At 38.6% G+C, this 23,777-nt stretch carries 17 protein-coding genes; 1 reads left to right on the top strand and 16 read right to left on the bottom strand.

Annotation, left to right across the window (positions count from 1 at the left end; all coding sequences use genetic code 11):
• The first annotated feature begins 116 nt into the window (after positions 1-116).
• Positions 117-1,028, top strand: a complete 912-nt coding sequence (locus tag ACT5E3_RS08445; RefSeq protein ID WP_444997865.1) for a hypothetical protein — start codon at positions 117-119, stop codon at positions 1,026-1,028.
• A gap of 135 nt (positions 1,029-1,163) precedes the next feature.
• Here the strand turns inward: ACT5E3_RS08445 and ACT5E3_RS08440 are convergent, their stop codons facing one another.
• The 16 genes from ACT5E3_RS08440 to ACT5E3_RS08365 form a co-directional block, all read right to left on the bottom strand.
• Entirely contained in the window at positions 1,164-1,661 is a 498-nt protein-coding gene (locus tag ACT5E3_RS08440; RefSeq protein ID WP_444997864.1) for a hypothetical protein, read from the bottom strand.
• A gap of 28 nt (positions 1,662-1,689) precedes the next feature.
• Entirely contained in the window at positions 1,690-5,025 is a 3,336-nt protein-coding gene (locus ACT5E3_RS08435) for a DUF6519 domain-containing protein (RefSeq protein ID WP_444997863.1), read from the bottom strand.
• Between the two features lie 72 nt (positions 5,026-5,097).
• Complete coding sequence (locus ACT5E3_RS08430; protein ID WP_444997862.1) at positions 5,098-7,179, bottom strand: hypothetical protein; 2,082 nt, start codon at positions 7,177-7,179, stop codon at positions 5,098-5,100.
• Positions 7,176-10,010: a baseplate J/gp47 family protein gene (locus tag ACT5E3_RS08425; protein ID WP_444997861.1), complete on the bottom strand. Its 2,835-nt coding sequence runs from the start codon at positions 10,008-10,010 to the stop codon at positions 7,176-7,178. The genes ACT5E3_RS08430 and ACT5E3_RS08425 overlap by 4 nt, the downstream gene beginning before the upstream one ends.
• Before the next feature lies 1 nt (position 10,011).
• Positions 10,012-12,561, bottom strand: coding sequence for a putative baseplate assembly protein (locus ACT5E3_RS08420; protein WP_444997860.1), 2,550 nt, complete (start codon positions 12,559-12,561; stop codon positions 10,012-10,014).
• Positions 12,558-12,932, bottom strand: coding sequence for a GPW/gp25 family protein (locus ACT5E3_RS08415; RefSeq protein ID WP_444997859.1), 375 nt, complete (start codon positions 12,930-12,932; stop codon positions 12,558-12,560). The genes ACT5E3_RS08420 and ACT5E3_RS08415 overlap by 4 nt, the downstream gene beginning before the upstream one ends.
• 94 nt (positions 12,933-13,026) lie before the next feature.
• A complete protein-coding gene (locus tag ACT5E3_RS08410; RefSeq protein WP_444997858.1) occupies positions 13,027-13,350 on the bottom strand; it encodes a hypothetical protein in 324 nt (107 codons plus the stop codon).
• Positions 13,351-13,860: a phage baseplate assembly protein V gene (locus ACT5E3_RS08405; RefSeq protein ID WP_444997857.1), complete on the bottom strand. Its 510-nt coding sequence runs from the start codon at positions 13,858-13,860 to the stop codon at positions 13,351-13,353.
• Positions 13,857-14,999, bottom strand: a complete 1,143-nt coding sequence (locus ACT5E3_RS08400; protein ID WP_444997856.1) for a hypothetical protein — start codon at positions 14,997-14,999, stop codon at positions 13,857-13,859. The genes ACT5E3_RS08405 and ACT5E3_RS08400 overlap by 4 nt, the downstream gene beginning before the upstream one ends.
• Entirely contained in the window at positions 14,996-15,364 is a 369-nt protein-coding gene (locus tag ACT5E3_RS08395; protein ID WP_444997855.1) for a hypothetical protein, read from the bottom strand. The genes ACT5E3_RS08400 and ACT5E3_RS08395 overlap by 4 nt, the downstream gene beginning before the upstream one ends.
• 47 nt (positions 15,365-15,411) lie before the next feature.
• Complete coding sequence (locus ACT5E3_RS08390) at positions 15,412-16,068, bottom strand: hypothetical protein (protein WP_444997854.1); 657 nt, start codon at positions 16,066-16,068, stop codon at positions 15,412-15,414.
• 136 nt (positions 16,069-16,204) lie between these two features.
• Positions 16,205-18,094: an eCIS core domain-containing protein gene (locus ACT5E3_RS08385; RefSeq protein WP_444997853.1), complete on the bottom strand. Its 1,890-nt coding sequence runs from the start codon at positions 18,092-18,094 to the stop codon at positions 16,205-16,207.
• Positions 18,095-18,225: 131 nt separating this feature from the next.
• The gene (locus ACT5E3_RS08380; protein ID WP_444997852.1) at positions 18,226-19,386 is read right to left on the bottom strand and encodes an eCIS core domain-containing protein; all 1,161 of its coding nucleotides are present in this window, start codon (positions 19,384-19,386) and stop codon (positions 18,226-18,228) included.
• A 75-nt stretch (positions 19,387-19,461) separates the two neighbouring features.
• Positions 19,462-21,441 (bottom strand): eCIS core domain-containing protein, encoded by a 1,980-nt coding sequence (locus ACT5E3_RS08375; RefSeq protein WP_444997851.1) that lies wholly within the window; start codon positions 21,439-21,441, stop codon positions 19,462-19,464.
• Between the two features lie 16 nt (positions 21,442-21,457).
• Positions 21,458-23,437 carry an eCIS core domain-containing protein gene (locus ACT5E3_RS08370; protein WP_444997850.1) on the bottom strand — a complete coding sequence of 660 codons (1,980 nt, stop codon included), beginning with the start codon at positions 23,435-23,437 and terminating at the stop codon, positions 21,458-21,460.
• Positions 23,438-23,504: 67 nt separating this feature from the next.
• Entirely contained in the window at positions 23,505-23,768 is a 264-nt protein-coding gene (locus ACT5E3_RS08365; RefSeq protein ID WP_444997849.1) for a hypothetical protein, read from the bottom strand.
• Positions 23,769-23,777 lie beyond the last annotated feature (9 nt).

Here is a 23,777-nt window from a genome sequence, read left to right as displayed (position 1 = left end):
ATCGCCAGTTACGGGGTGTCTGGTTTTGGTTGTCTGGTTTTGGTTGCTTCTCATAGAGAAGAACTCCCCCTTCTTGTCTATAATGCTTGTGATTTTAATAAAAGGAAGAGGTTCTAATGAAAAAATTATTTATCACACTTTTAATATTATGTGTATTAATAATAAGTTTCCTTATGTTTATTGATTTAGAAACAGCACCAAATTTAACTAACGAACAAATGTCTAAGTCTGCTAGCAGAGACACTTTCACCTCGAAAGAAACAGTAGAAAACAAAGAAACCTCACCTATAAAACCTGATAACAAAAATAAAATAACCATTACTAAAAAGAACAAAGACTGTGTTCATCTCTATGATTATATGAGTTCAGAAGAAAGACACAAAAAGCGAGAATTTTACAGTAGATGGGGTTTTCCTAATGACAGTATACAGCCAAATGGCAACATTATTACTGAAAGACATCCATATGCAGATTATCAAGATAACATATTAGAAGATATGTCTAATAATGGAGATAAAGATGCAATGTACGTTTTGGGTTTACATTTGATTTGGGGAGGATTAGGAGGGGAAGGTATATTTCCTGTAGCACCAGGAGAGTTTTATATTACGCATATTGAAGAAAATAAAAAAATTGATTATCAAACACTAAAGCTTGGTCGAGAGAGTTTAAATAGCGCAGCAATACATGGGCATTTATACAGTTATATTGATTTAGCTTTTAGTTATGCATTTGAAATGTCAATTTTAAGAAAAAATAATCAATTAACTCCTATTAAAGAGAAAGAGCTTAATGAAAACATCTATAAATATGGTATGTTTCCAGGATACTTTATTCAAGGGATGCCAAAAAATTATTTTCAAACCAAAATACCCGAAAGTTTTAAAGAAAATCCGACAAAAGAGTTTGATAAACTAGTTGAAGCCTTAAATGCATCTCGTGAAAAATTAGGCCTTCCTAAGATTGACTTAATAAAGTACCCGGACAATATCGATATGATTTTCTGTGGAGAGTCGTTTAATCAATAAGTCTTTTAAACACTCCATCAAAAACCAATAAAAAACAGCTTCAAAAAAAAGTCTACACTGACAGCAATAAGAATCAAAGTTATTAGCTATCAGATCAAATCGGAACTAATGCAATTTAATTGAATTAATAAAAAACTAACGCTCTACTGAATCAGCTATTTTTTGTAGCACTTCTAACGCATCAAGACTAACCTTTTTCTTTTTCGCATTGATTTCTTTTGACTCTTTTAAGTGTTTACTTAAACTTTTAGCGAGTTCCTCACCGTTAGGCTTGGTTTTCAACTCTTTAGTCGCAGATTTAAGCAATGCAGCCTCTCGCTTAATTTTTTTATCTACCTCAGAAAACTTATCGCTTAAAACATCTTCAAATACTCTTAGCTTTTTACTCAAATCAAGTGCAACTGTTTCAATCGGATCATCAGAAGCTTTTCTATTTCGCTTATCTTTTGAGCGAAAAGCAGGCACCCGAATAATACTACCTTTACGTATATTCTTTATCGATTTTTTTAATTGCGGATTAGCTTTAATCAATAAGGCTTCAGCATCTTTGCGCGCACTAGCGGTTAATCCTTTGTAGGCCGTATTAACAATATCTTCTAATGACTTTTCTTTATCAAACAAAAAGTAATTCATTTTCTTATCCTGATTTTAGTTCAAGTAGTTAAATGTGAACGTTAAGTGGCTGCCAAGGCATATCTAATGGTTTGCCATTGACCATAATTCTCCCACTTGACATATTACCTAAAACAACAAACTGACGGGCTCGAATATCTAATATATCTTTATCATCGTTTGTAGTCATTCGATTATTATTGGCAATCACATGATCACCATAAATTGCAGCAAGTAGTCCTTCTGTTGTTGATCGGAGCTCATTATCAATAAATCCACAATATTGCGGAACAGAAACAGAAACAGCACCAGTACCACCAATGCTTGAGGTTGAATCCAGATAATTTCCTTTAATATTAACATTTTGTCTCTTAACAGCCGTTGCACCCAAAAGAACAAAACGATCAGCCAATACTGCATAAGCAGTATTTCTAACACTCACAACAGGTGAGTTTTTATAACGGCTACTCCTAGCGTGAGTGACATGGCTATATAAATGAGTCTCACCACGTGCACTGGACGCAGCAGCTAAATTATCACTCGCAGTTGCAACTTGTTGATTGTCTCTGGAATTTAAAATAATAATCGGGAACCAGCGGGCACTAGAAATTTTTTCAACAACTTCGTCTTCATTTTCAGGTATACGACTAATCTGATTATCGTTTATCTCGAAACTTCCAACCTCACTCGAAATAAAAATACCGACGCCATTTCCAGTATAAGCTGACGGTGTAATCGAAAAAAATCGGTTACCAGTTATGTTTACATCATTGCTACTCGCAACAGCAATAGCGGCTCTGATAAACGCATCGGATTCACTTCTTACAATACGATCAAAAACGTTATTAGTAATGTCGGCTCGCATTACAGCTTGCAAATAAATACCTGAAAAATAGCCTTTGAGACTAGTGAAAGCACCATCAATATCTTTAAATTGATTATTTTCTAATGTTAAATAATCAATGGAGCCACCCTCTTCTATCATAAACGCGGCCCCACCAATAGATTCAACCTGGTTTTGCTTAACCATGATTTTTCCGATAGCAGATTGAACGCTTATCGCGTGTCCATCATAGTTTTTAATTCGGTTTCCAAAAATTTGGAGGTTATCGCTATCTTCAGGATCATAACCATCAATCAATGTAATTCCATTACCAACACTCTTTCTTGCTAAATCAACCTCCATATCATTATTATTAATTCGAATGTCAGAAATTCCGCTGCGAACACCATTTCTACAGTTAACTAATAAATTATGCTCAATATTAACAGCTGTATCATCAACAACCATTCCACTAAGTTCAATGCCTGCATTATTGGCGTTAGCTAAATGATTATTGACAATTTCTAATTGATTTAAATGAAAACTCAGGCCAGAAAAAATAACCGCATATTGAGTACAAGCTAAAGTGCATTTACTGATATTAAAGTCGAGTGTTGCTAATATTTCTTTTTGATTGATAGGTCCTAAAATTCCTTGTTCAGCAACCACAAAACATTGCTCAATATCAACCAGAGCAGCAATCCCTAAAAATTGAATTCCCTGACTAGTCCCTCTTCCAGCAGCCAAACTAACTATAGCGCAATCAGAAATATTCATACTAAAAACGTTTTTAACACTAATTGCAGTATTAACGCCTTGTCTTACAGACGTTTTTACAAATAAGCCTTCAATACTGATATCGGTTGCGACACCTTCACCACCAACTTCAATAATGGTTATTGGATTCACGCCTGTTAGTATCGTTTTCCAACCTTGTCCTTTTAATGATACCGAATTTCCTGTTAGTTGTAGTGGCTCTCTAATCAAGTATTCTCCAACACTTAAACAAATGCTGCCTCCCCCTAGCTGATTGACTTGATCGATTGCTTGTTGAATCGTTGCACTACCATTATTGTGTGTTTCGGGATGCACACAAATAGTACAAGCACAAGATTCACTATTAGTTAGCGGTGGCCAAAGTGTTCGACAATCAGTTATTCCATTTTCATTAACAATGGCTAGCTTAGTAAAATGATGGTGCTCACCAACAGGCGGTGCTTGGTCTAAAAGATCGATACTGCCATCATTTGAGCGAGCAGCAATTAGCCAGTAGTCCCCCACTTTAAATTCAGGATCAAAATCAGCTTCATCAACAACATTTTCTAAAGAAAAATCAACTAAAACTCCTTTTTCTAAAAATAGCTTTGTACCACTTGCAGGGATCGTAATATCACCTAAACTGATGCCATCATCTAAATCAACATACACACTCTCACTTTCATCGGCGTGCTTTTGATAAACTGAGCCAGATTGATCCCAACGAATAATACGATTATTTCTAGCCGGATCATCAACAAAACCATTAGTTTCACCATCCATTGGTAAATCAGTACCAAGTAAGGTTATTGTCCGGGTAGCTCTGTTGATTCCATTACCCAATTGTATTCGCCGTAGCTCTCCAGGTATTCCATTTAGTTGACGATAATCATCGGTAATTTCAACCCAGTCGCCTTCATTAAAACTGAGTAAATCATCTTTACCTAAAGAATCAACCACCAACTTTTTTGCACTGGTGAATGAAGTAATTTTTGAAACAACAATAGCATTATCTCGTGACCATTTAAAAGTGGCATTACCAAGTGTGCCGCCTTGGTGTACTTGAACACGATAAAGTTGATGGGCCGTTCCTTTATAGCCTGACTGTGGTGGTAGTAGACAAGGGTTTTCTTCTTGAGAAAAATCACCAATGCTAGTGGTTAAACGAGCAGATGAAGGGTGAATAAGGTTCAACCAACCAGGAATATCAATATCTTCGGTTGTCTCATCAGTATCGCCAATGTCGGTTAATACTTTAACTTGCCAAACAATTTGTTGACGAGCTGTTGTATCAACACCAATGGCTGCATCAACTAATTGTTCATCTTGTAAATAAGTCACATCTCTTTGCCATACATCTAAATAAACGAGGTAGTTTCCCTCTTCAGGCAATGGAGCAGGGTTGGTGTAATACGGCTGAGCATCGTAAGCGGTTGTGCCGTTAATACCTGAAGGGGCAGCATCAATATCTGCACCCGATAATTTAGCTGTACCCGATAGCTCGGCAAGACGAGCATCCCACTTCAAAGTGGTGGTATGATTTTCTGCTAAAATACCATCCACATAAATTCGACCAGGTCCAATTACAATAGCATCAGCAGTACCGCTAATTAAAAATCCATCAGGCGTTACTCGTGGCACAACACTCGTTAAAAAAGTATCTAATGTACCCGCTTGTATTCTACGTTTTATCTGATCAACGAGTGTATTCCAGTCTGCATCAACCTGTACACGACCTTGTTGCATGACAACCCCAAAATAATCATTGAGGGGATCAAATGTTTTTCGACTTAGATCAAAACTCATGGTTAATTCCTTTGCTCTATGTTTGATTTAATTTTATTTAGTCTTTATTCGCGAAAAGCGGAACGGCAAGAACTAACTCTCATAAAAAACGCCGGCTTCTAAACCAACTCGCAAATATTCTTGCAATCTAATACGGATGTTACTATCTCTTTGCGGCCCATATAAATGATGAAATACACCCATCTCGCTTTCATCATCAGCTCCTCGCCAAATAGCATGATCATTTGTAGTTAATAATTGACAATAAGCAGGGTCACCATATTTTAATGAGGTAAATTGAGGCGACAAATTTAATGCCGATTCTATAGAGTCGGGCTGACAGCGATAACGTCTGGGGACTATCGAGTCATAAGGTAAAAAGCTAAAACGTACGCATCCCGACTGTTTACGCTCTACCCTAACAGGTGCACTCCAACTATCGGCTTCTTTCAATTTGGCTAATAAAATACTATTACTCACTGTTGCAAATTCACGTGCATAAATTTTTCCAATGACGGTACTGGCATAAGCAGAAAAAGTCGCCCCTGGGTTGTTAGTATCTTGTGCTGAAAACGCAATATTTTCATTATCATTAGCATCAAGAATACTATCAAAAAGTTCAACGCTTGCTTCTGCCATTGAACGAATTGCACCAATAATTGAGCGATTAATGCTCACCGCGATCCCCATAATTTCAAGGTTTAAACTGATATCTCCAGGGTTAACAGCCACGCCTGAATTATCTAGTTCGATACCAGGCACAAAAGTAGAATGATTAATTTCTAACAGGCTAAGCTGGTTACTACCATTGTCGGGAACAATAATTGGGTTACCACTAATTAAAATACCATTAATACAAAACCGACTTGACTCTTCACCTATAATTTCCATAGGTGTAGTTAATCGAATATGAGGATTTTTTTTATCGGCAGCTCGCAGTTCAATGGTACTATCTTGAGCCACATGAATAGTCAAAGCTTCTTCGTAATAATTATTATCAGTAATCTCGACTACCCCTGCACCAGATAATGCATTGATTGCTGATTGAATATCCGAAAACTGATCTGGCACTCTAATCAGGTTATCACTTTCTTGTAGAGCAAAACTGGCTAACCGAGAATATTCAGCCCCGCCCATATCGGCACTGAAACCATGAAAATAAGAAACTTCAACACTAACAGGATCTGCAACATCACTAGGTAAAGCCACCCTACCCAATTCAGGATCAATAGCATAAAAACCAGCTTCTGGTTGATGAGCCCAATCAGCACCATCATCACTTAGGTTACACGCAACAATTTGATCTCTAGGTATTTCAACGCCTTCTACATACAACTGAATACTGGGTTCACTATTATCAATTTCAGCACCTGTCGTTGCACGATAACCGTAATAATCTTTTAAATGATCATGTAACTGCCTTCGTTTAATAGGCTCGGGTACATTAATCGGTTTTGCAAGTTCAGTAACAACGCCATTATCTGATGTTTTAGGATTAGAAAATAACTCTATTGAGCTCCCCAACGGGTCAATCAAATAACGCCGTTCAGCTAACCTTTGTGCAGGAACATTTGAATGCGCATAGGCATCTAAACGCCATAAAAAAATGCCTATATTCGGGATATTATATTTACCACCACTTGATTCAATTTTTCGAGTGTCAACGGTGTGCTGCACTCGGTTAAAGGGAGAATTTATTCTCGATAGTGTATCTAAATCTCTTAAACTCGGAGAATAATAAACATTTTCGCGTGTATGATTTAAAAATTGTGTCCAACCAATTTGTTTAAAAAATTCTACCGCGGTTGCATTCCACTGAGTCACATCTCGTGCAATTTGTTCTAAAACAACAATCGTTCCTTTTCTTCTTCGATTGCCAATCGTATGCGCAACATCTTCTCTTGGATTAGCGATATCAGGCACGCTACCATGCAAACTTTGATAGCCGATAAGATTTCCAATATAAGGCGTCAACCACTCAGCACAAGTTTCTATAAATAAATCATCATAACTCTGTTGAATATTCTCTTCCATTAAAGCCATTTGTTCAGCAATAATAGACATCAAGTCTTCAAGCGGCCCTTTTTCTAACCCAGATTTCGCCGCAATTTCAGCATCTTTAATTCGATAGATAGCAGGTAATAATTCCAGTAATCTTTGACTATTTATACTCATTTAAACTGCTCCAATTGCATCGCATCTGATGACAAAGTTAAAATTTCAGCCGCAGAAGGGATCTGGTTAAGCGTAGCAATTGGTAACAAGGAAGTAATCGTTGAAGCGATCACATTGGGATCGCTTCCTTGCTTATAAAAACGCGTTATACGAACCGCTTCTATATTTTCGACACTATGAGCAACAGCCATCACTTCATCTTGAGTAACATTTTGGCCAAAATCACGGTGAGCAAATGAGTAATAATCTCTTAGCTGATTTTCCAAAGTTTCCATTACATCATCAACAATTGCATCTTCATTGATTTTTACGGCGAGCGCCAGGTAAAAATGAGTACTAATATGATTAACAATATTCAATGGAATAAGCGGATCACCATAACGAACTAATGAAGCCGCTAAGTTAGTGTAAGTATCACTATTTGTTGGAATTTCGGTCCCATCAACTCCGGCGATGGTTAGATAAATTCCTTTAGCTCTCCCTGAACTTACCCACAAAGTATGTGCTTTTGCCACGCCCGCAAAAGCTCTCGCATAATCCTGATAATCTTTAACTGACACAGCACGATCAAGCGTTAGCACCGTTAAAGGGGCATTCTGTTTTGCATCATCAATCAGTTCTGGATCTGCACCGCCAGTTGATGGTTCAGGATTAGTTACCTCACTAACACCTAATGGCTTTTGTAAAAGTGTCGTGAGTTTATGACTGTCTAAATTAGCTTCACTTCCAATATACTTTCGATAGCTTGCTCGAATATTAGTTTGTCCTGTTGGTAATCTTCCACCCTCAACACCATCGCCAAAAATAATACTAGAAGTACCATCGTCATGATTTTTAACCTGATAAACTCTTTCGTCTTTTTCTGCTTGGTAAAGAGTCGACTTTTCCGCCCACAACAAATCATTAACTCTCACTTCTAAAGCGGCAGTGCTTCCACTCGGTGTGTCAGCACTCACATAAGTTAAAGGAGCCTGTTTTAGTAAAAAACTCTGATTAGTCATCCGAGCATCTCCACTACCTAAAATTTCAGACACTGTTTCTCCATGATTAGCTGGTGCAACATTAAAGTTAATTTTCACTGAATTACGTTGATAAATATTTTTAAGTGCCGAGCTAAGTATTATGCTTGTACGTACTCGGTCATTAACAATGCTGCCATCATCAGTATTAATTTGAACAACTTCAGAAACCCTCGGATCATTGGCAACACTATCCCAGCTCCAATTATCAGCTGTAGCGGTAACACTGCCTTCAACACCATCGTTATCGATCATTTTTAATTTTAATTGGGTCGTTGAATCATTGTTATTAATAAGTAATGCAAAATCTTCAACCGATAAGTCAATAGCAATACCCAATTCTATTTTTTGAGGTATAGCCGTTAAAATTAAACTATCACCCTCGTTTAAAGTAATAGTTTTCTCCTCTTGCACCATAGCTAGATTAATCTTTCCGGGAGCGACTTTGAGTCTTTGTTTAACGCCAGTCAATGATAAATATTGCCCAGGCACAAGATCTTCCACTATTTTTTCTAACGAAAAATTATCACCGTACAAAGGAGATAACAGTAGTCGAGCATGTAAGGTTATAGCTTCGCTTTCAACTAAAGCTAATGTTTTTCTTAAGTCATTAAATTGCTCTAAATTTTCAGTTGTGTCGGGTTCAATTCGTGTGATTTTTCCGCTAATCCCATAATCACTCCGAGACATTGCAGCGACTGATTTAACGCGATACAACTCTACATAGCCCGGTAAATCAGCACTACCAAAATCTGCATCATTAGACACTAATGCAATCCAGCTCCCTGCCACAATTTTTTTATGTGGATTAGCTAAATCAATTTGATTATTTTTAATTTTTAAATCCCAGTCAGCGCTGCCTGTTGAAAAACCAACATCTTCTATACTGAGTTCCGTTTCCATTGATAATGTTCTAAAACTACTCGTATCAGGCTCAACAAAATATTTCTTATCTGGTGCATTATGCCCAAATAAACTTTCGCGTTGACGAAAAACGAAAAGTTGAACATTCGTATCTGCGGGATTAATTTTAGGATAAGAATGACCAAGCCCTTGTTCCCATATTAAGCGGGTTACGTCTAACTCAGTATTTATCTCAACTTGATTAACAATGCGTATATCCCAACGTTCATTACTCCTATTATTTAACCGACTTTGACCAACCAGGAGAATCGCATCACCAACATCAATATTGTTTGCAACACCGTTAATATATAAATCATTATCACCGCTAGCAGGGATGTATGGAAACATCGTTTGTACGGCAACAGCATTCCATTCTGCGCGAGCTTCAATTGATTCACTAGTTTCAAAAATTTGTGGGGTTTCATCTTGCCCAGGCACACTTTGTACTCGAGTTCCAACATCAATCGTAATAGGTTCAATTTCTGAGTCAGCAATGCCAGGCGTAGTCTGCAAAGAAAAAGCAAGATAAGTTGATGCTGCAACGCCAGGAGACAATTCATAACCAATGAGGCTTGCCATTTCCAAAACTGAACGCCGCTCAGTTGATGTCGCTAAAAAGTTTTCGTTAATATATCTTTCTTGATAAAAACTCAACACATCTAAAACCGATGCAACCCCATCAAGATAGGCAATAGTAAAATCATCATCATCTCTTGTCCCTAATGATTGCAACGCTTTATTTTCAGACTTGGCTAACGCCTGAATCATCGACTCTTTAAACTGAGAGTGTTGACCAATACGATAAGAAAGCGCTCCTTGACCGGGTAAATTATTAGCTTTCACCGGTGTTTGTACTTCAATACCCGCACAACAATCACAAGTATTCAGTTTACTAGAATTTGTCATATTATTTTCCGCCGAGCATTTTTAATTTAAGTATCCCATTTTCAGGAAAATTAGGATTATTATCTAAACGAGCAATTTCAAACTCTCCTAAAGTCATAAAACCATCAGATAATGGCTTAGGATCATCATCTCCTTGTCGAGAAAACTTAGTGATTTTAACTGAAGAAACACCAGCAACTTGACGAGCAGCCGCATAAATTGGACTTAAATAAATAGTTTGACCAAAAGTAAAGTTATCGGCATGAAATAAACCAATTTCACCCTGACTACTTTGACCACTGTTAAAAATATTTAACAAGGCTTGTTCAACATCACTTTTAAAATAATTTCGAGAAACACAAATTTGAATTTCTAATTCGAGAGACACCCATATTGGATCATTAAAGTTCAAATCATGACCCGCCATACGATAGCGTTCTAGTTGTGTCAATAAGCGCTCTTCAAACTCTTTATCCATTGGTAAGCCTAAATCACGGTCCACTATAATTGTTTGGGTATGCCAACTACCGGTCCACCTTGGTGTTGCTTGAGCTTGTTGTACACCATCAAATTGACTAGTCACTTCAGCATAATCTTCTGCATTAACAGCACGCAACTGTGTTCTAAAAGCTTGTGGCGCCCTACGGCGAATTTGCTCAGCCGTTTCTGCGGCTAATCCACCTTGAGCAGCTAAAGGATTTCGTACGGCAACAATTCTGTCATCATTAGAAACAATATGTTTAATTCCTTCAGCTCCGACATTACCAATCGTTCCATTACCAACACGATAGCGAATATTAAACTCTGTCAAACTATTTGGGCGGGCACCATTATTGTCATCACCAAATCGAAGTTGTGCGACCCCTTCATTGTTTAATTCAACAACAAAATCAGTGTCATTTTTTTTGCTTGCTAATAAATCAGGCTTCAAGCTCCACTGTGCTTTTTCTGGTGTATCTTCCGTTAAGGAAATTACCAGTGGTGCAACTTGATCTAATTCAGGTTGCAAAGTCCCTAAAGCCGGTTGGGAAAAACCGGGAGCAGCAGCACCATGTGATAATGGCGCTTCATTCAACTTAGGTGTATATCGTGGTGGAATGGGTATTTTATTATTTAAATCACAAGCATCTCCACTTTTGTCTGCCGGATAATAAAGCCAGGGTTCAGGGACAGCATCTAACGTTTCATCAATGGTTTCTCCATGATCAACTAATACGATATTGCCTCTAACAACACTAACATCGCTGAGTGGTTCAGGGCTATCGGAATCACTATTCGTTAACGAAGAAACGCAAACGGAAAACCTTAATGCATCTTGGCTAGACCAGTGTATTTCTGTAATTGCATTTTTTAAATTCGTTTCAGGATCGGGTAACGGATCTTCAGTTAGAACAACTTTAGTTAAACGAATCACTTGGCGATGTTTAGGATCGGCATCATCAGCTACGCCTGTTGTTGGTCCCTTTATTTCTTCAAACAATAAATATTGGCCGACAGAAAGTTGAGGGTAATGACCAAGCAAAGTTGCTGTTGTAGCACCTTGAGGTAAACAGCAGCGTTCATCTCCCCAAGTATAAAAATGAATTTCATTATGTTCGACATAAAGATCGGTTGTTTTTAATAACTCAAACACTAATGCCTGTTGCTGTTGAGCTAATGCATGTTGTTTTGAACCGGGTTCAATACGATTATTATCAGGAAGTTTTAGGCCATCAACTTGCGTTAAAAATTGCACACCTTCAGCAGGTAACAAAACTGGCCCATTACTGACTTCAATAAATACCCAGCTTCGCGCATTTCTTCCTTCACTGATTTGATAATCAACCAATAAAGTGTGCCGTCGTAGTGAAATTCTTTTACGGGCGGTATTAAGGTAAGCTTCTGTTGCTACAGCATCTTGCCAGTAACTCATTTTATCTCCAACATAAGCAATCACTTCAGCTAAAGCCACGCCTAAATCAGCAGGACTTCTATTATCCCAATCAGGTAACAAATAACTCATGCGATCAAGGATTAATTGTCGAAAACTTGCATAGTCTTTTGATAAATAATTCAGGTCAGGTTGTTGAGATAACTCTTCTGAACATTCATGCTCAGTTTGGCAATCAAAATCGCTTTGGCATTCCACCTTAAAAGAAAAAGTAATTTTGGCTAACTGAGGATCAAAATTATCTGGAGGTGTATTTAGATCATCAATTGCTTTTTGTAAAATAAGACAATAGTCAGAATAATCACCATTACTTTTAGTACGGATAACCAGTACATTTTGCGGCGATTCTAAAGCACTCAGATAAGCGATTTCGGCAGCGTTTAAAAGAGGCTCGGGTAAATTAGTGGCAGGAGCTATCCAATCAATCGCAGGGTTTCGGACACGTTCCCCACCTTGAATAAAAACGTTATCTTTCGTCCAGGTCAATGGAACAGGTTTAAATAATCGCAACAACAAGGTTTGCTGTCGAGGGCTTCCCATTGGTGCATCTTTATCAAGCACTTCCAGATAGTCGATGCCATTAATTATTGCATCATTGGCAACGGCTATTCGTCGATTTTCTTGACAGCAATGATAAATCATAATGACATTCCTTGTTGAAATTGAACTTGCTGCGCTTGCTGAGTGCGACGAACAATATAAACCACTGTCACTTCTAAAGTAGACTCATTAACAGTGATATTAACACTGTTAACAACAATTAAATGTCCTAACCATTGTTGGAGAGAGCCTTGTACAAGCATTTGAGTTGTTGCCGCTAGCTCGGGACTGTTCGCGGTAAATAACAACTCTCTAACACCACTACCAAAATCAGGACGCATCACTCTTTCTCCAGGTGCAGTAAAAAGAATTTGTTCTATCAGTCCTTTAATATATTCATCATTATGTTCATCTCTACGAGCTTCACGTGTTCGACCGCGACCGTCAATCTGATACGAAAAGAATAGATCCATAATCATTCTCACTTAAAAAAGTTGATTCAATTTTGAATTGGCTTAATGGATAAATAAAAAATAAATCGACTTCTTTTTATTTATCCATTGAGTTTTACATGCCTGATACTCTGACTTGCGCTACTGTAGGGATCATAGGTGTACCGTTAGGTACACAAACTGATTGGCTGTCCATTAACACTAAAGGTTGTCCACTTGAAAAAACTCGGGTTGCTGCAACAGTCCATTGCCCGGTTACGCAAGGAAGTGGACTTCCTCCTGGCGTAACAAATGGACAACCTGCAACAACGTAAGGCGCAGTCATCAAAACAGTAGGCTGACCACTCACCATCACTCGAGGATTAGGAGCTGTAGGCTGCGCTTGTCCACCGTGAGTGCAAATAACAGTAGCACCAACATGTAATAAAGGTCCTGGCATTTATACCACCGTTAACGCGCCACTGTTAATATCAACAGTGGGTCCTACCATATTAATCATGGCACCTTTACCATTTTGCATATATATGCCAGTGTCATTAATAATTAAAGAAGCACCCGTGGTGGTTTTAATCATAATACCGCCAGTTGGCCCAGGCATATCGGAAATTGTAATGCCATTTTGCAACGGCGTTTGCAAAGTAATCGCGGGTGTTACCGGTGGTGTTAATAATGCAAGCGCTGGCACTTCTGCGGCACTTCCCCAAAAACATCCAACCCAAATAGGATACTCAGGATCACCTTGCTCAAACTCGACCCACACGCCAGAACCAATAATTGGTAATGCAAACATACCATTTTGAATACCCGCCACCGGAGCACACGGCATAGCCCAGGTAGTGGGAATTAAATTAGCAACATCTGGAACTTGCACTTGCAAGCGACCTTGTTGCAAAGGATCGACATTGTTAAGAACCATGCCTCGATACTTACCATAATATTTCTTTGTCATACAGGTACCTTAGGTGTGATTGAAACTAACCCGTTACGAGTTAAATTAAAACTTTGTTTAAACTCTCCTGCTTTAATTGTGCTGGTTACACTCTTTACAAAATATAATCCGTCATAAGCCACTCCGGCACCTCTAACACCAACGAGTTGTCTTGCTTTTAAAATACGTCCGTATCGAAGTACATCCAAACTACCAGTACCGGTAACATTATCTTGAGACTTTGCCGCTTCGGCCAAACCTGCAGACAAAGCTTTACCCGGACTCATTTTGGCGGTATTTTTCATTAATTTAATATTATTCAAACTGCTCGATACTGCGCCTAGTTGAGGCTGTAACGGATTAAGATTAGGAATTGGTAATGGAATAGGAACACGTGTTAATTGATTTTGAATAAAAACAATGGGCAATACACCCTTTGTTGGATCAAAAGTGAAATTTAATGACTCAACATTGGTATGAGGCCCCATGTCATAATTGAGTGCGGGCTGCGGCACCCCCGTTTTTATTTCCGGTCCAAAGTAAGCAATGTTAACACCAGGAGCAGGCCCAGGTTCAATGTAAAAAACATGACCAACATCAGTTGCCAGCTTATTAATATATTCTAAATCAGTCCCCTCATGCGCAGGGATTTTATCAACAGGAATCGGGACTTCTAAAAATATTTCTGGAATAGGTACAGGAACAATTCCATAAGCCGCATATTTAGCACAAATTAGCGCAACTCTTGCAGCTATCGGCATTGCTGGATAAGGTAAGCCATCAAATTCCTGCTTATCCATCACCTTAGTTAAGTCATCACCAGTAACCGTAATACTCCCGGCACTGCCACTTTGTCCTCCAGAGACTTGCACATTGCTCAACACACCATCGAATAATGGTGTCGGTATTCCATTCATAGTAACAATGAGCATAACTCTTAATGGTGGTGTTACTACGGTACTACTTAAAGCCGGTACTAGCATAAAAATAGTATTCAGTTGCGATGAACTTTCAAATGAAAATGTCATTTGAAATCCACTGGCAGAACCAGCAGAATGAGTAACAGTCACACTATTTAATGCATCCATCACAATTCGAGGTGCAGGTATTGGAACCACAGGGCCCATTAATAATGTTAAATGTACACTCCCTCGTATCATAATATTCCTTCATCCGGCTCTGGGATACCTTCAGGTAATGTAATCCTTATTCGAGAGCCCGTTTCTTCAATTAATTCATCAGGCTTCATCGCACCATTAGCATCACATATTCGCCAATACAAAACAGGATCTGAATAATATTTTGTCGATATATTATCTAGCCGATCATTTTCTTCCACCAAATGTTCTTGTAGTAATGCAAAGTTTTCTGGTTTAGAAATAAATCGTCGCTTAACGTATTTAACGGATAATCCATTTGAGTTGTCCCACTCTGCTGTTTCAATACCTGAGTAACGGCTATTAGCAGAAAAACTAGTTTGCTCTAAACCACTATTTTGTAAAAAAGCTTTGACTGGATCGCTCATAATATAAAGTCCTATGATTTAAAATCTATTATTGTCTGTAGTACTTTTTAGAAGGGCAATGAATCTATTCCAAAATCATTTAGCGAAGCCCCTGTTGCTTTAGTCGCTAACCTTTCTTTATTTTGTAAATAATTCATAAATAAACTACCGGCTTTATGTTTAAAACCAACATCATTAACATTAAGTACTTTCATCGTGAGGTTCACTTTGGCCCGAATCGGATTTAAGTTAGTATCAAATGCTTCTTCGGTAATACTAAAGCTCGAAAAAGATACAGCAACAATTCTATTTTTACTCCATACAAAAAGTGCCATTGGTGCTTCCATGGGTGCAATTTCTAATGTTCCGGCCGATGCTAAAATATTATTATTATTTAGCTGCTCACTCGTTGGATTAATCAAAGCTTCTAACGCAGCAATTTGCGGTTGAATTCCATGTTCAACCACATCCGCAAACTCATCTGGAAATTCAAGTTGATCGGCAGCATCAATATCAGCCTCAATCGTTAATGTTTCAACCGCTGGGCCTTTATAGCGCAGAGCATTGCCTTGACCGCCTTCGCCAAAATTTTGCGGTTCATAAGAACGGCTTAAAGATTCCGAGTTGTACTGCAAAGTGATCATGCTAATGGTTTTTCCGCTTTTAGCATCAACCATCACAATACCAGCCTTAGCAATATTGGGAGAGTTTGGGTAAGTTGTCATGATTTATTATTTCCATGTAAGTAGTGCTATGATGTTCTATGAAATCAAAATAAGGAGTTACTTCCGAAGCTTTTCTCGAGTACAGAACATTTAAGTTTTCTATATATTGATAATCTGTTTAGTGAACCTACCGTTATTAAAAGCCACGATAAATATACATTGAACCGATCCTGACATTACCATCACTTCTAATCCGCTTGTGCCACCCGGCACCAGCCGATAAATTTGCATCCCAACCTTGATGCACAGCCCACCTTTGCGCACAAGTTCTTTCTATGGTCAATATTTCTGCAGAAGTTAAACTTCTGCGACTGGCACCACTACCTTCTTCTCGTCGTCTTGTTGCATCAAAACAACTTTGCGAAGTACTGCTATTTAACCAATGAAAGTAAAAAACACCTGCATCATTAGGAACGGAATTAGTAAAATTATTTAAAACGGCATCTTTAGCATTACTAATTCCAGTTGAAGATATACTACCGCTATTTAACTCTGTAATTGCATCATTGTACAAGTTGCCTCCAATGGCATGATACTCTGCCGGATCAAGAACCCTTGATAAGTTAGCTCCCCTTAATGAAGTTCCAATCCGTAATCTCATCGAAAACCAAATATATTTTTGTTGCTCTTGAGAATTTGTGCCCGTGTTCCACTGCTCCCCATAAACAGTAGCAATCGCCTCTTTCACATCTGTAGGTAATGCTGTTAAAGCTGTTGAGCTAGTCACACCACTAGGTAATGAACCAATGCTTGCATGCGTCCAATTTCTCAAAACAAGCACACAATCACCGATTCTCATTGCATTGGCACTAACATGTGTATTAAGTGCGTTCAGTTCAATTGCCAGTTGAGACGCCAGTGTTACGTTATTGTCGGCAACCGTGTCTTCTGCAAGTCCTGAGAAAGTATCTCCACTCCCTATTACATGACGTTCCATAGTAACGCCTGTTGGATAATTTCGTGGATTACCATCAATAATCGCCTGTGTTTCACGCTGAAACCGTCTGCAAGTTAGTGTAGTTGTATTTGGCGTGGTTGTATCAGAATTTTCACTATCTGAAGAACCATCTGCTTCATCATTTTCTGTTGGTGGTGAAGCATCAGAAGATGGAGGTTCAGCACTTTCAGATGTTTCTTCAGGTGCTAGAGAGTCATCTTTTTCAATAAACCAGCGGCCATCACTTTCCACAATTCTAACAAGTTGATCTCGCCTTTCTTCAGCTGCATCTCGACTTCGTGAGATGGTTCCTCGTGTCCAAGCATCTTCAGATGGATTGGTAGGATCCCAACGCCACTCAATTAAAAAATTATCTTCTCTTGCAGGATCTGGTATAAGACGAATGATATTATCAAATCGCCTCTGGGCATCTTCACGCGACTCAAAATAGAAATTTTCATCTCTATCGCGAACCATATCTCGTTGAAGCCTGTGATTTGTTACTCCAGAATCATCTTGTTGAATAACATGAGTCAACTCATGTGCTAATAACCTTTTACCCTGTGTCGTTTGAGGCATATATTGGCCCCTGTCAAATACAATATCTGTACCAACTGTGTAAGCATTTGCATTAACATCGCGAGCTGACCTTGCTGCACTTTCATTGTTATGAATTCTGACTGATGAAAAATCATAACCAAACCGTTGTCCCATATTTTGCTGCAAGTCATTACTTAAAGGACTGCCTGACATTGCCAATGTATTTTCAACACTTTTAGGCACAGTACCAGAATGGTTTGTGCTTGTTGATGTCAATCTTTGCACCTTAACGGGTGAAGAGTTAATACTAGAATTCAAAGGCATAGACAAAACTTGGTCAGCGACACGATCGGCTTCTAACTCTAAAGGATCGTTACTATCACCCACTGTTAATTTGCATTGCATCACACCTTCGCTTGATTGACATTGCTCACATTTTTCTGTTGATTGAGTTCGATTGCCACATGCACATTTACGTTGCATCACTCGATTAGATAAGTGAGCATCTGAATTCAGTTTTTTTGTTAAGGAACTTGTTTTATAACTCAAGAACTTTACTCTAAATCATGTTGATAGGTGCTTAAATAATGAAAGTAGTCAGCGAGAAATAAACTCACTTAATTTGAAATTGATGAAAAGTTTTTTAATTTTATTATAAAATTTTTATACTGGCTTTATTATTATGTTCTAGCACATTGAGCTTCTTCTAGCTCACCCGCGCCAGAATTAACGCCACCCGATGCCATTAAATTATCTCTATTGGCATGATGTGAACCATCATTTAGTAATACATGCATAATTTCATGTGGAAATACAATCGGTATTGCAGCGTTACTTACAGCAACAGCAGACTCACCATGTTGTGCTGGCCAAAAAGCCTCAGCTAACTTAGGACCAGTAAAACTCGGCACATAATAAACATGAATCACATCATCACCTGCTGGTTTATGCGCAAGCATAGTATTTTCTTCTCTTGTTAACGCTCTTACTGTACCACTCGGCGCATTTAACACTCCATTCGGAGCATCAAGATCTAATAAATTAGTATTCCACGATTGGCCACCAACAGCCTGTAATTCAATACCACATTGACAAAGTATAGGGTTAGCATTGGCGATATCTGTGCTAATCGATCCCGTTGAACCAGGCAAGCTAACAGCAGACACTTTAACCGTTCTTCTAGAAGTACATTCCAACCTGTCTCGTTGAATTTTTCGATTAGTCGTCGTTTCTCCAGCGTGACTAGAACGACTTGTTTGTTGCACAACATGAGTCAGCTCATGTGCTAATAACTGACGCCCAGAATTAGAGGATGGGTTGTATTGCTTTGTATTAAATACAATATGATTTCCTTGAGTGTAGGCTCTAGCATTGACTGATTGAGCAGCATGATTAGCGGTTTTATTCGTATGCAATCTGACATGGCTAAAGTCATATCCCATTCGACTTTCATAATAATCACGTTGATTTTGTGCTAATGGCACTCCACTACCAATTGACTTTGTCGGTATCATTGGATCCGTAACTGAAGAAACGGTTTGACCTGCTTTTTGAATACCTTGACCAGGCATTCGCTGACCACCAATAGAATTAGTAATACCAGCCGAATGAGATGTGACTTCATTGGCAACTCGATCCGCTTCTCTTTCTAATGGATCATTTTCGCTGCCTAAATTTAACTTTTTTTGGATCTGTTTTTCTTTTAAATCACCGCCGCATGATCCACAACTCCCCTGACCTTGCGTATGATTACCACAGGAACACTTTCGTTGTAACGCATGACGCGATAAAAGATGAGAGGATGAAATACTTTTTCGTTTTGAGCTTCTATCTAAGTTCATTTTGATTCTCCAAACAAATAAAGTTAACTTTATTGTTGTTGAATTTTAAAATCACTTTAACCTTTTTTGCTCTCACTATGCCCACCACCGACTGGTTACAGCCCGCGCATAGCCAGTATAAGAGCCAGCATTGTCATAAGCTTGTGCTCTTGAAAGCGTAGCATAATTTCCCTCTCCTGGCCGAATAAATGAGGACAAACCTAACTCTTCCATGGCAACAATCGCAAATATATTATCTTCTCTGTCACTGTTGCTAGCAATTCTGAAATAAGCTGGGCATATATGGGCGGTGTTTCCAAACACGCTATAGTAATAACCTGCTGTTCCTGAATCACAACTATCTTCACACTCAAAATTAATACGGCTTGAAATCTCAGTATCCAATTTTTTTAATCGTTTTATTACTTGAGCCAATTGAGAGGGCTGGTCTGTTTTAAAATGCGCTAATGCTTCAGCAGAGCCAATGCGAGGAGTACTGGGCAATACATTTAGTGAGTTTAAAACCATACGAGATGCAAAAGCAAAATCTCTTCGTAGAATATTCTGCTGATTAGCATTACAGTCTGCATAGCTATCATTCGGTGCAGGGCTTCTCACTCCTCTCGCACCCCCAACTTCATTCAATAATTCAACCACAAACAAGGCATAAGAATCAGCATTATTAATCGCATTGGCCGGCGATAAATAAGCAAAAATTCGCTCATTACCATATCCACGATCATCCACCCCAGAATAAGCATGCATTAACTCATGAAATAATGCGAAGCTTTGCCAATTAGAAGAACTCGAAAAAAATGAATTGCAGTAAGTAATTCTTCGAGTTGAAGATGAAACATACGCAGCAGCCATTGCTCGACAAGTTAAATCAAACTGGCTAGCACAATATTGAGAAAACGGATTATTCTGCTGCTCAACCGTTTCTAAATTACGGCTGATTTGTCTGGCATGAGTCTGTTGCTGTGCAACGGTTAAATTACCTGCACTTGATTGATGAAAAAAATATCTATCAAGTAAGCTTTGCACTGGCACATTATTCGCAGGACGACTGATAAAATTATTAACTCTATTTTTAGCTCGGCGAGCCCAGTTTTTTGCTGTTTGAATTTTACTTAGTATCGTTTGCATTTGTTCTTGGTTACAGGGACCTACAACTGTTGAAGTCACCTCATTACTACCTGAACGTGTTGTACGAGTATGTACTCTCAAACGATGTATTCTTTCTAAAGTACTCACTTCCGCAGTTTGATCAACCTCGCTAACATTTTCAAAAAGCCGATCAACCCAGCCTCGTTGTTCCATATAAGCAATCGTATCGGCTAAATCAGTATCATTTAAACGCTTTAAAATAATAATCACATCATGCGCATTACTATCAGTAATTGCCCAATCCAAAATATTATAAGTTAACCGATCTTCTATTGTTGATATTTGGTTAGTCACTTCTCTTTGTATTTGAGAATTATGACTAATATTTGAAGCTTCTCCTTGCTGTACTACATGAGTTAATTCATGTGCTAATAATTTTTTTCCTCGATGTGTCTCTGGCGCATATTGACCAGTACCAAAAACAATATGATTACCTAGTGTATAAGCATTGGCATTAACATCACGAGCCGATCTTTCCGCAGACGATCCCACATGGAGCCGAACCTTTGAAAAATCATAATTAAAATAGTGTTGCATTTCTTTTGTAATTTGAGAACCCATTGGAATACCCGTACTGGCAACTGCTCGTTCTACACTTTGAGGAGCTATACTTTCTGTTCCAGATTGAATACTCTTTTTTTGAATTTTGATTGGTGTAGAACTCATCAGTGGTTTAGCATTAGTTGACATTGATACAACTTGGGAAGCGACTCTATCAGCTTCAACTTCTAATGGGTCATTACTTGAACCAATGGTTAGTTTTCTCTGGAACAAACTTTTTTTCTTTTTACATTCACGACAATCACCACCTAAAGAATCGCTTTTGCCACAACTGCATTTTCTTTGTAAAGAACCGTTTAATCGGCTTGGGGTTGTTACATTTTCATTTAATTGGGTGTTCGATTTCATAAAGAATAACCAATATCTACTTCATGTCCGCCACATAATATTCGGTATACTGAGGATGCCGAGTTAATGTTCCAGAGTTAATACCGCATTGTTGGTAAGTATTGATCCAAGCATTTTGATCATTGAGTCGTCTATGACCAGCCATGTGTCTCCTATGTTCTAATGCACATAAGTTTTGATAATAGTCGCCTCCCCCTAAAAACCTGGGATGAATATGATGAGCATCATAATCATCTCCATGTTCGTAATCAAAACAAACTCGCGAAGGTGGAGTTGGCTCATCTAGCATGGGCGTATAACGAGCGGCTCTAATTTCAGCGGCCAATGCTCTTTGCTCTGCAGTTCCATCATCAATGCCTTCAAACTCACGAGTTCCGGCGTTGGTTCTAACTAAGTTAAGACCAGGAACAGGTAGTTCAGTAGGCCAAGAAATCGGTAATGGCCCACAGTCATTATCCCGCTCTTCAGGTTGTGACTGTAAAGCAGGTGCAAGTGATGTTGAGGCAGATAACCCGGCACCTGTAGCTGATACACCATCTAGCATAGTAACAGGCACACTTGCTCTAGGTCCGATATTGGGAATTCCCCTCGGCGCGGGTGCGGTTAATGGAGCCGGAGTTGTCACTGGGGCAGGCTGAGTAATCGGTGCAGGCTGTGTTGCAGGTAATGATCGGGCTAGAGCCCCTTCGGTGGCAGAAGCAACAGGACCACTTGAGCCAGCGCCAGAAGCCGGGCCTGAAGGCGGCCTATATCGAGGGCTACTGGTTATTCTGGTTACTCCTGGTGGAGTAGGTCCTGGCGGTAAAGGACGCTGACTAGCAATTGCACTTGAACGAGCAGCACTAGCATCAGCCAAGGCGCCCGCTCCTTGCACTCTCGCTCGCACCCCAATAAGTACAAGAATGGCGAACATAATATGACGAATCATTCTTAAAAAAGAGCGCGAGGCTTGCTCTAAAGCTTGTTCATCATCTCCAGCTTCCATACATTGTTGAAACCAATTAGTACCCTCAACAATAGCACTACCAATTTCGATTCCAGCAAAAAATCCCATAACTACAATCACAAGGGCTTGTAAAATAGCAGCAATTAGTTGACTAATACCGGTTGGTGTCGCCGCTAATCCAGCGATTAATGACTCTGTTGCGATTAACCCAACAGTTACCGCTAAAAATGCAGGCCAGTTTTCTATAATTGAATCAAGCACTTCTCCAACAAATATTTCGGTAAAAAAACGTGGAGACATTTCGACTGAACGGCGTAAATTTTCAACCACTCTTTGGGCCTCATCACCAGCCACCAAACCAACAAAATCTTCGAATAATGTTCTTTGTATTAATGCTCCATTAACAGGCGTAATACTATTGTATTCATTGTGAGCCGAAGAATATCCACCGCTTTGTTGAATAGCATGAGTTATTTCATGAGCGAGCAATAACTTTCCAGCATGACTTTCAGGTGAATACTGCCCACGATTAAAAACAATATGATTACCAACTGTATAAGCTTTTGCATGTAAATTTTGTGCAGACTCATGACTAGCTTTATCGTGATGAACTCGCAAATGATTTAAATTAACCCCAAAACGAGGTTCAAAATAATTTAATGCATCATTAGGTAGCGCTTTACCTGAATCATTCAGCAAATTAGGTGTAGGTTGAATACTTGTAGAATGGTTGTCTGCTGAATGACTTTTCGCTTGTAATAGATTTTTTTTAGGCTGTGAAGGCGGTTGTTTTTTACTATTTGTATGATGTGATGGAGCAGGCTTATTAACTACTGCCTCCGCAATATTATCAGCTTCCTGTTCTAATGGATCATTGACTGCTCCAACGTTAAGTTTTTTTTGAATATAGCTATTTTTACTTGAACAGTTATTGCACATTCCACCAAGCGTTGTTTTATTTCCACAGGCACACCCTTTATGAAACATGCCTCGATTGGAATGTAGTATGCTTGAACTTTTTTTTGATTGTAATGAATTAGTATGGTTCAACTTAATCTCAAGATACTTGTTCAAGTAAAATCGGTAGCAGTTTATTCAATAACATATTTAATAAACGCTACTTTTTACTAGCAAAGCAAGAGTAAACAGCATTTCCAATTTTAGTTCCAACTTGCTTTGGGGATGAGTTTGGTTTTATCGATATTGGTTTTGTGCTAAGCTTTTTATATGGCTTAGGGCTCTGCCTGAAAGGAGTTCCACTTTGTTTTAAAAGCTGTTTTTTTATCTCAGTTTGTATGGCATTTTTTATAGAATTTGTTTGATTTGACTCTGCAATTGAAGAATCTATCATAACTTTATCAATATGGATATTTATAATCATATATGCCTT

The organism is Aliikangiella litoralis, from assembly GCF_052495765.1.
This window is presented reverse-complemented; position numbering and strand designations above follow the sequence as displayed.

Coding starts and splice junctions, on each gene's coding strand:
- ACT5E3_RS08445 (WP_444997865.1), top strand. CDS start 117: ATGAAAAAATTATTTATCACACTTTTAATATTATGTGTATTAATAATA.
- ACT5E3_RS08440 (WP_444997864.1), bottom strand. CDS start 1,661: ATGAATTACTTTTTGTTTGATAAAGAAAAGTCATTAGAAGATATTGTT.
- ACT5E3_RS08375 (WP_444997851.1), bottom strand. CDS start 21,441: ATGAAATCGAACACCCAATTAAATGAAAATGTAACAACCCCAAGCCGA.
- ACT5E3_RS08400 (WP_444997856.1), bottom strand. CDS start 14,999: ATGATACGAGGGAGTGTACATTTAACATTATTAATGGGCCCTGTGGTT.
- ACT5E3_RS08405 (WP_444997857.1), bottom strand. CDS start 13,860: ATGACAAAGAAATATTATGGTAAGTATCGAGGCATGGTTCTTAACAAT.
- ACT5E3_RS08395 (WP_444997855.1), bottom strand. CDS start 15,364: ATGAGCGATCCAGTCAAAGCTTTTTTACAAAATAGTGGTTTAGAGCAA.
- ACT5E3_RS08420 (WP_444997860.1), bottom strand. CDS start 12,561: ATGATTTATCATTGCTGTCAAGAAAATCGACGAATAGCCGTTGCCAAT.
- ACT5E3_RS08380 (WP_444997852.1), bottom strand. CDS start 19,386: ATGAACTTAGATAGAAGCTCAAAACGAAAAAGTATTTCATCCTCTCAT.
- ACT5E3_RS08365 (WP_444997849.1), bottom strand. CDS start 23,768: ATGATTATAAATATCCATATTGATAAAGTTATGATAGATTCTTCAATT.
- ACT5E3_RS08410 (WP_444997858.1), bottom strand. CDS start 13,350: ATGCCAGGACCTTTATTACATGTTGGTGCTACTGTTATTTGCACTCAC.
- ACT5E3_RS08390 (WP_444997854.1), bottom strand. CDS start 16,068: ATGACAACTTACCCAAACTCTCCCAATATTGCTAAGGCTGGTATTGTG.
- ACT5E3_RS08425 (WP_444997861.1), bottom strand. CDS start 10,010: ATGACAAATTCTAGTAAACTGAATACTTGTGATTGTTGTGCGGGTATT.
- ACT5E3_RS08435 (WP_444997863.1), bottom strand. CDS start 5,025: ATGAGTTTTGATCTAAGTCGAAAAACATTTGATCCCCTCAATGATTAT.
- ACT5E3_RS08415 (WP_444997859.1), bottom strand. CDS start 12,932: ATGGATCTATTCTTTTCGTATCAGATTGACGGTCGCGGTCGAACACGT.
- ACT5E3_RS08430 (WP_444997862.1), bottom strand. CDS start 7,179: ATGAGTATAAATAGTCAAAGATTACTGGAATTATTACCTGCTATCTAT.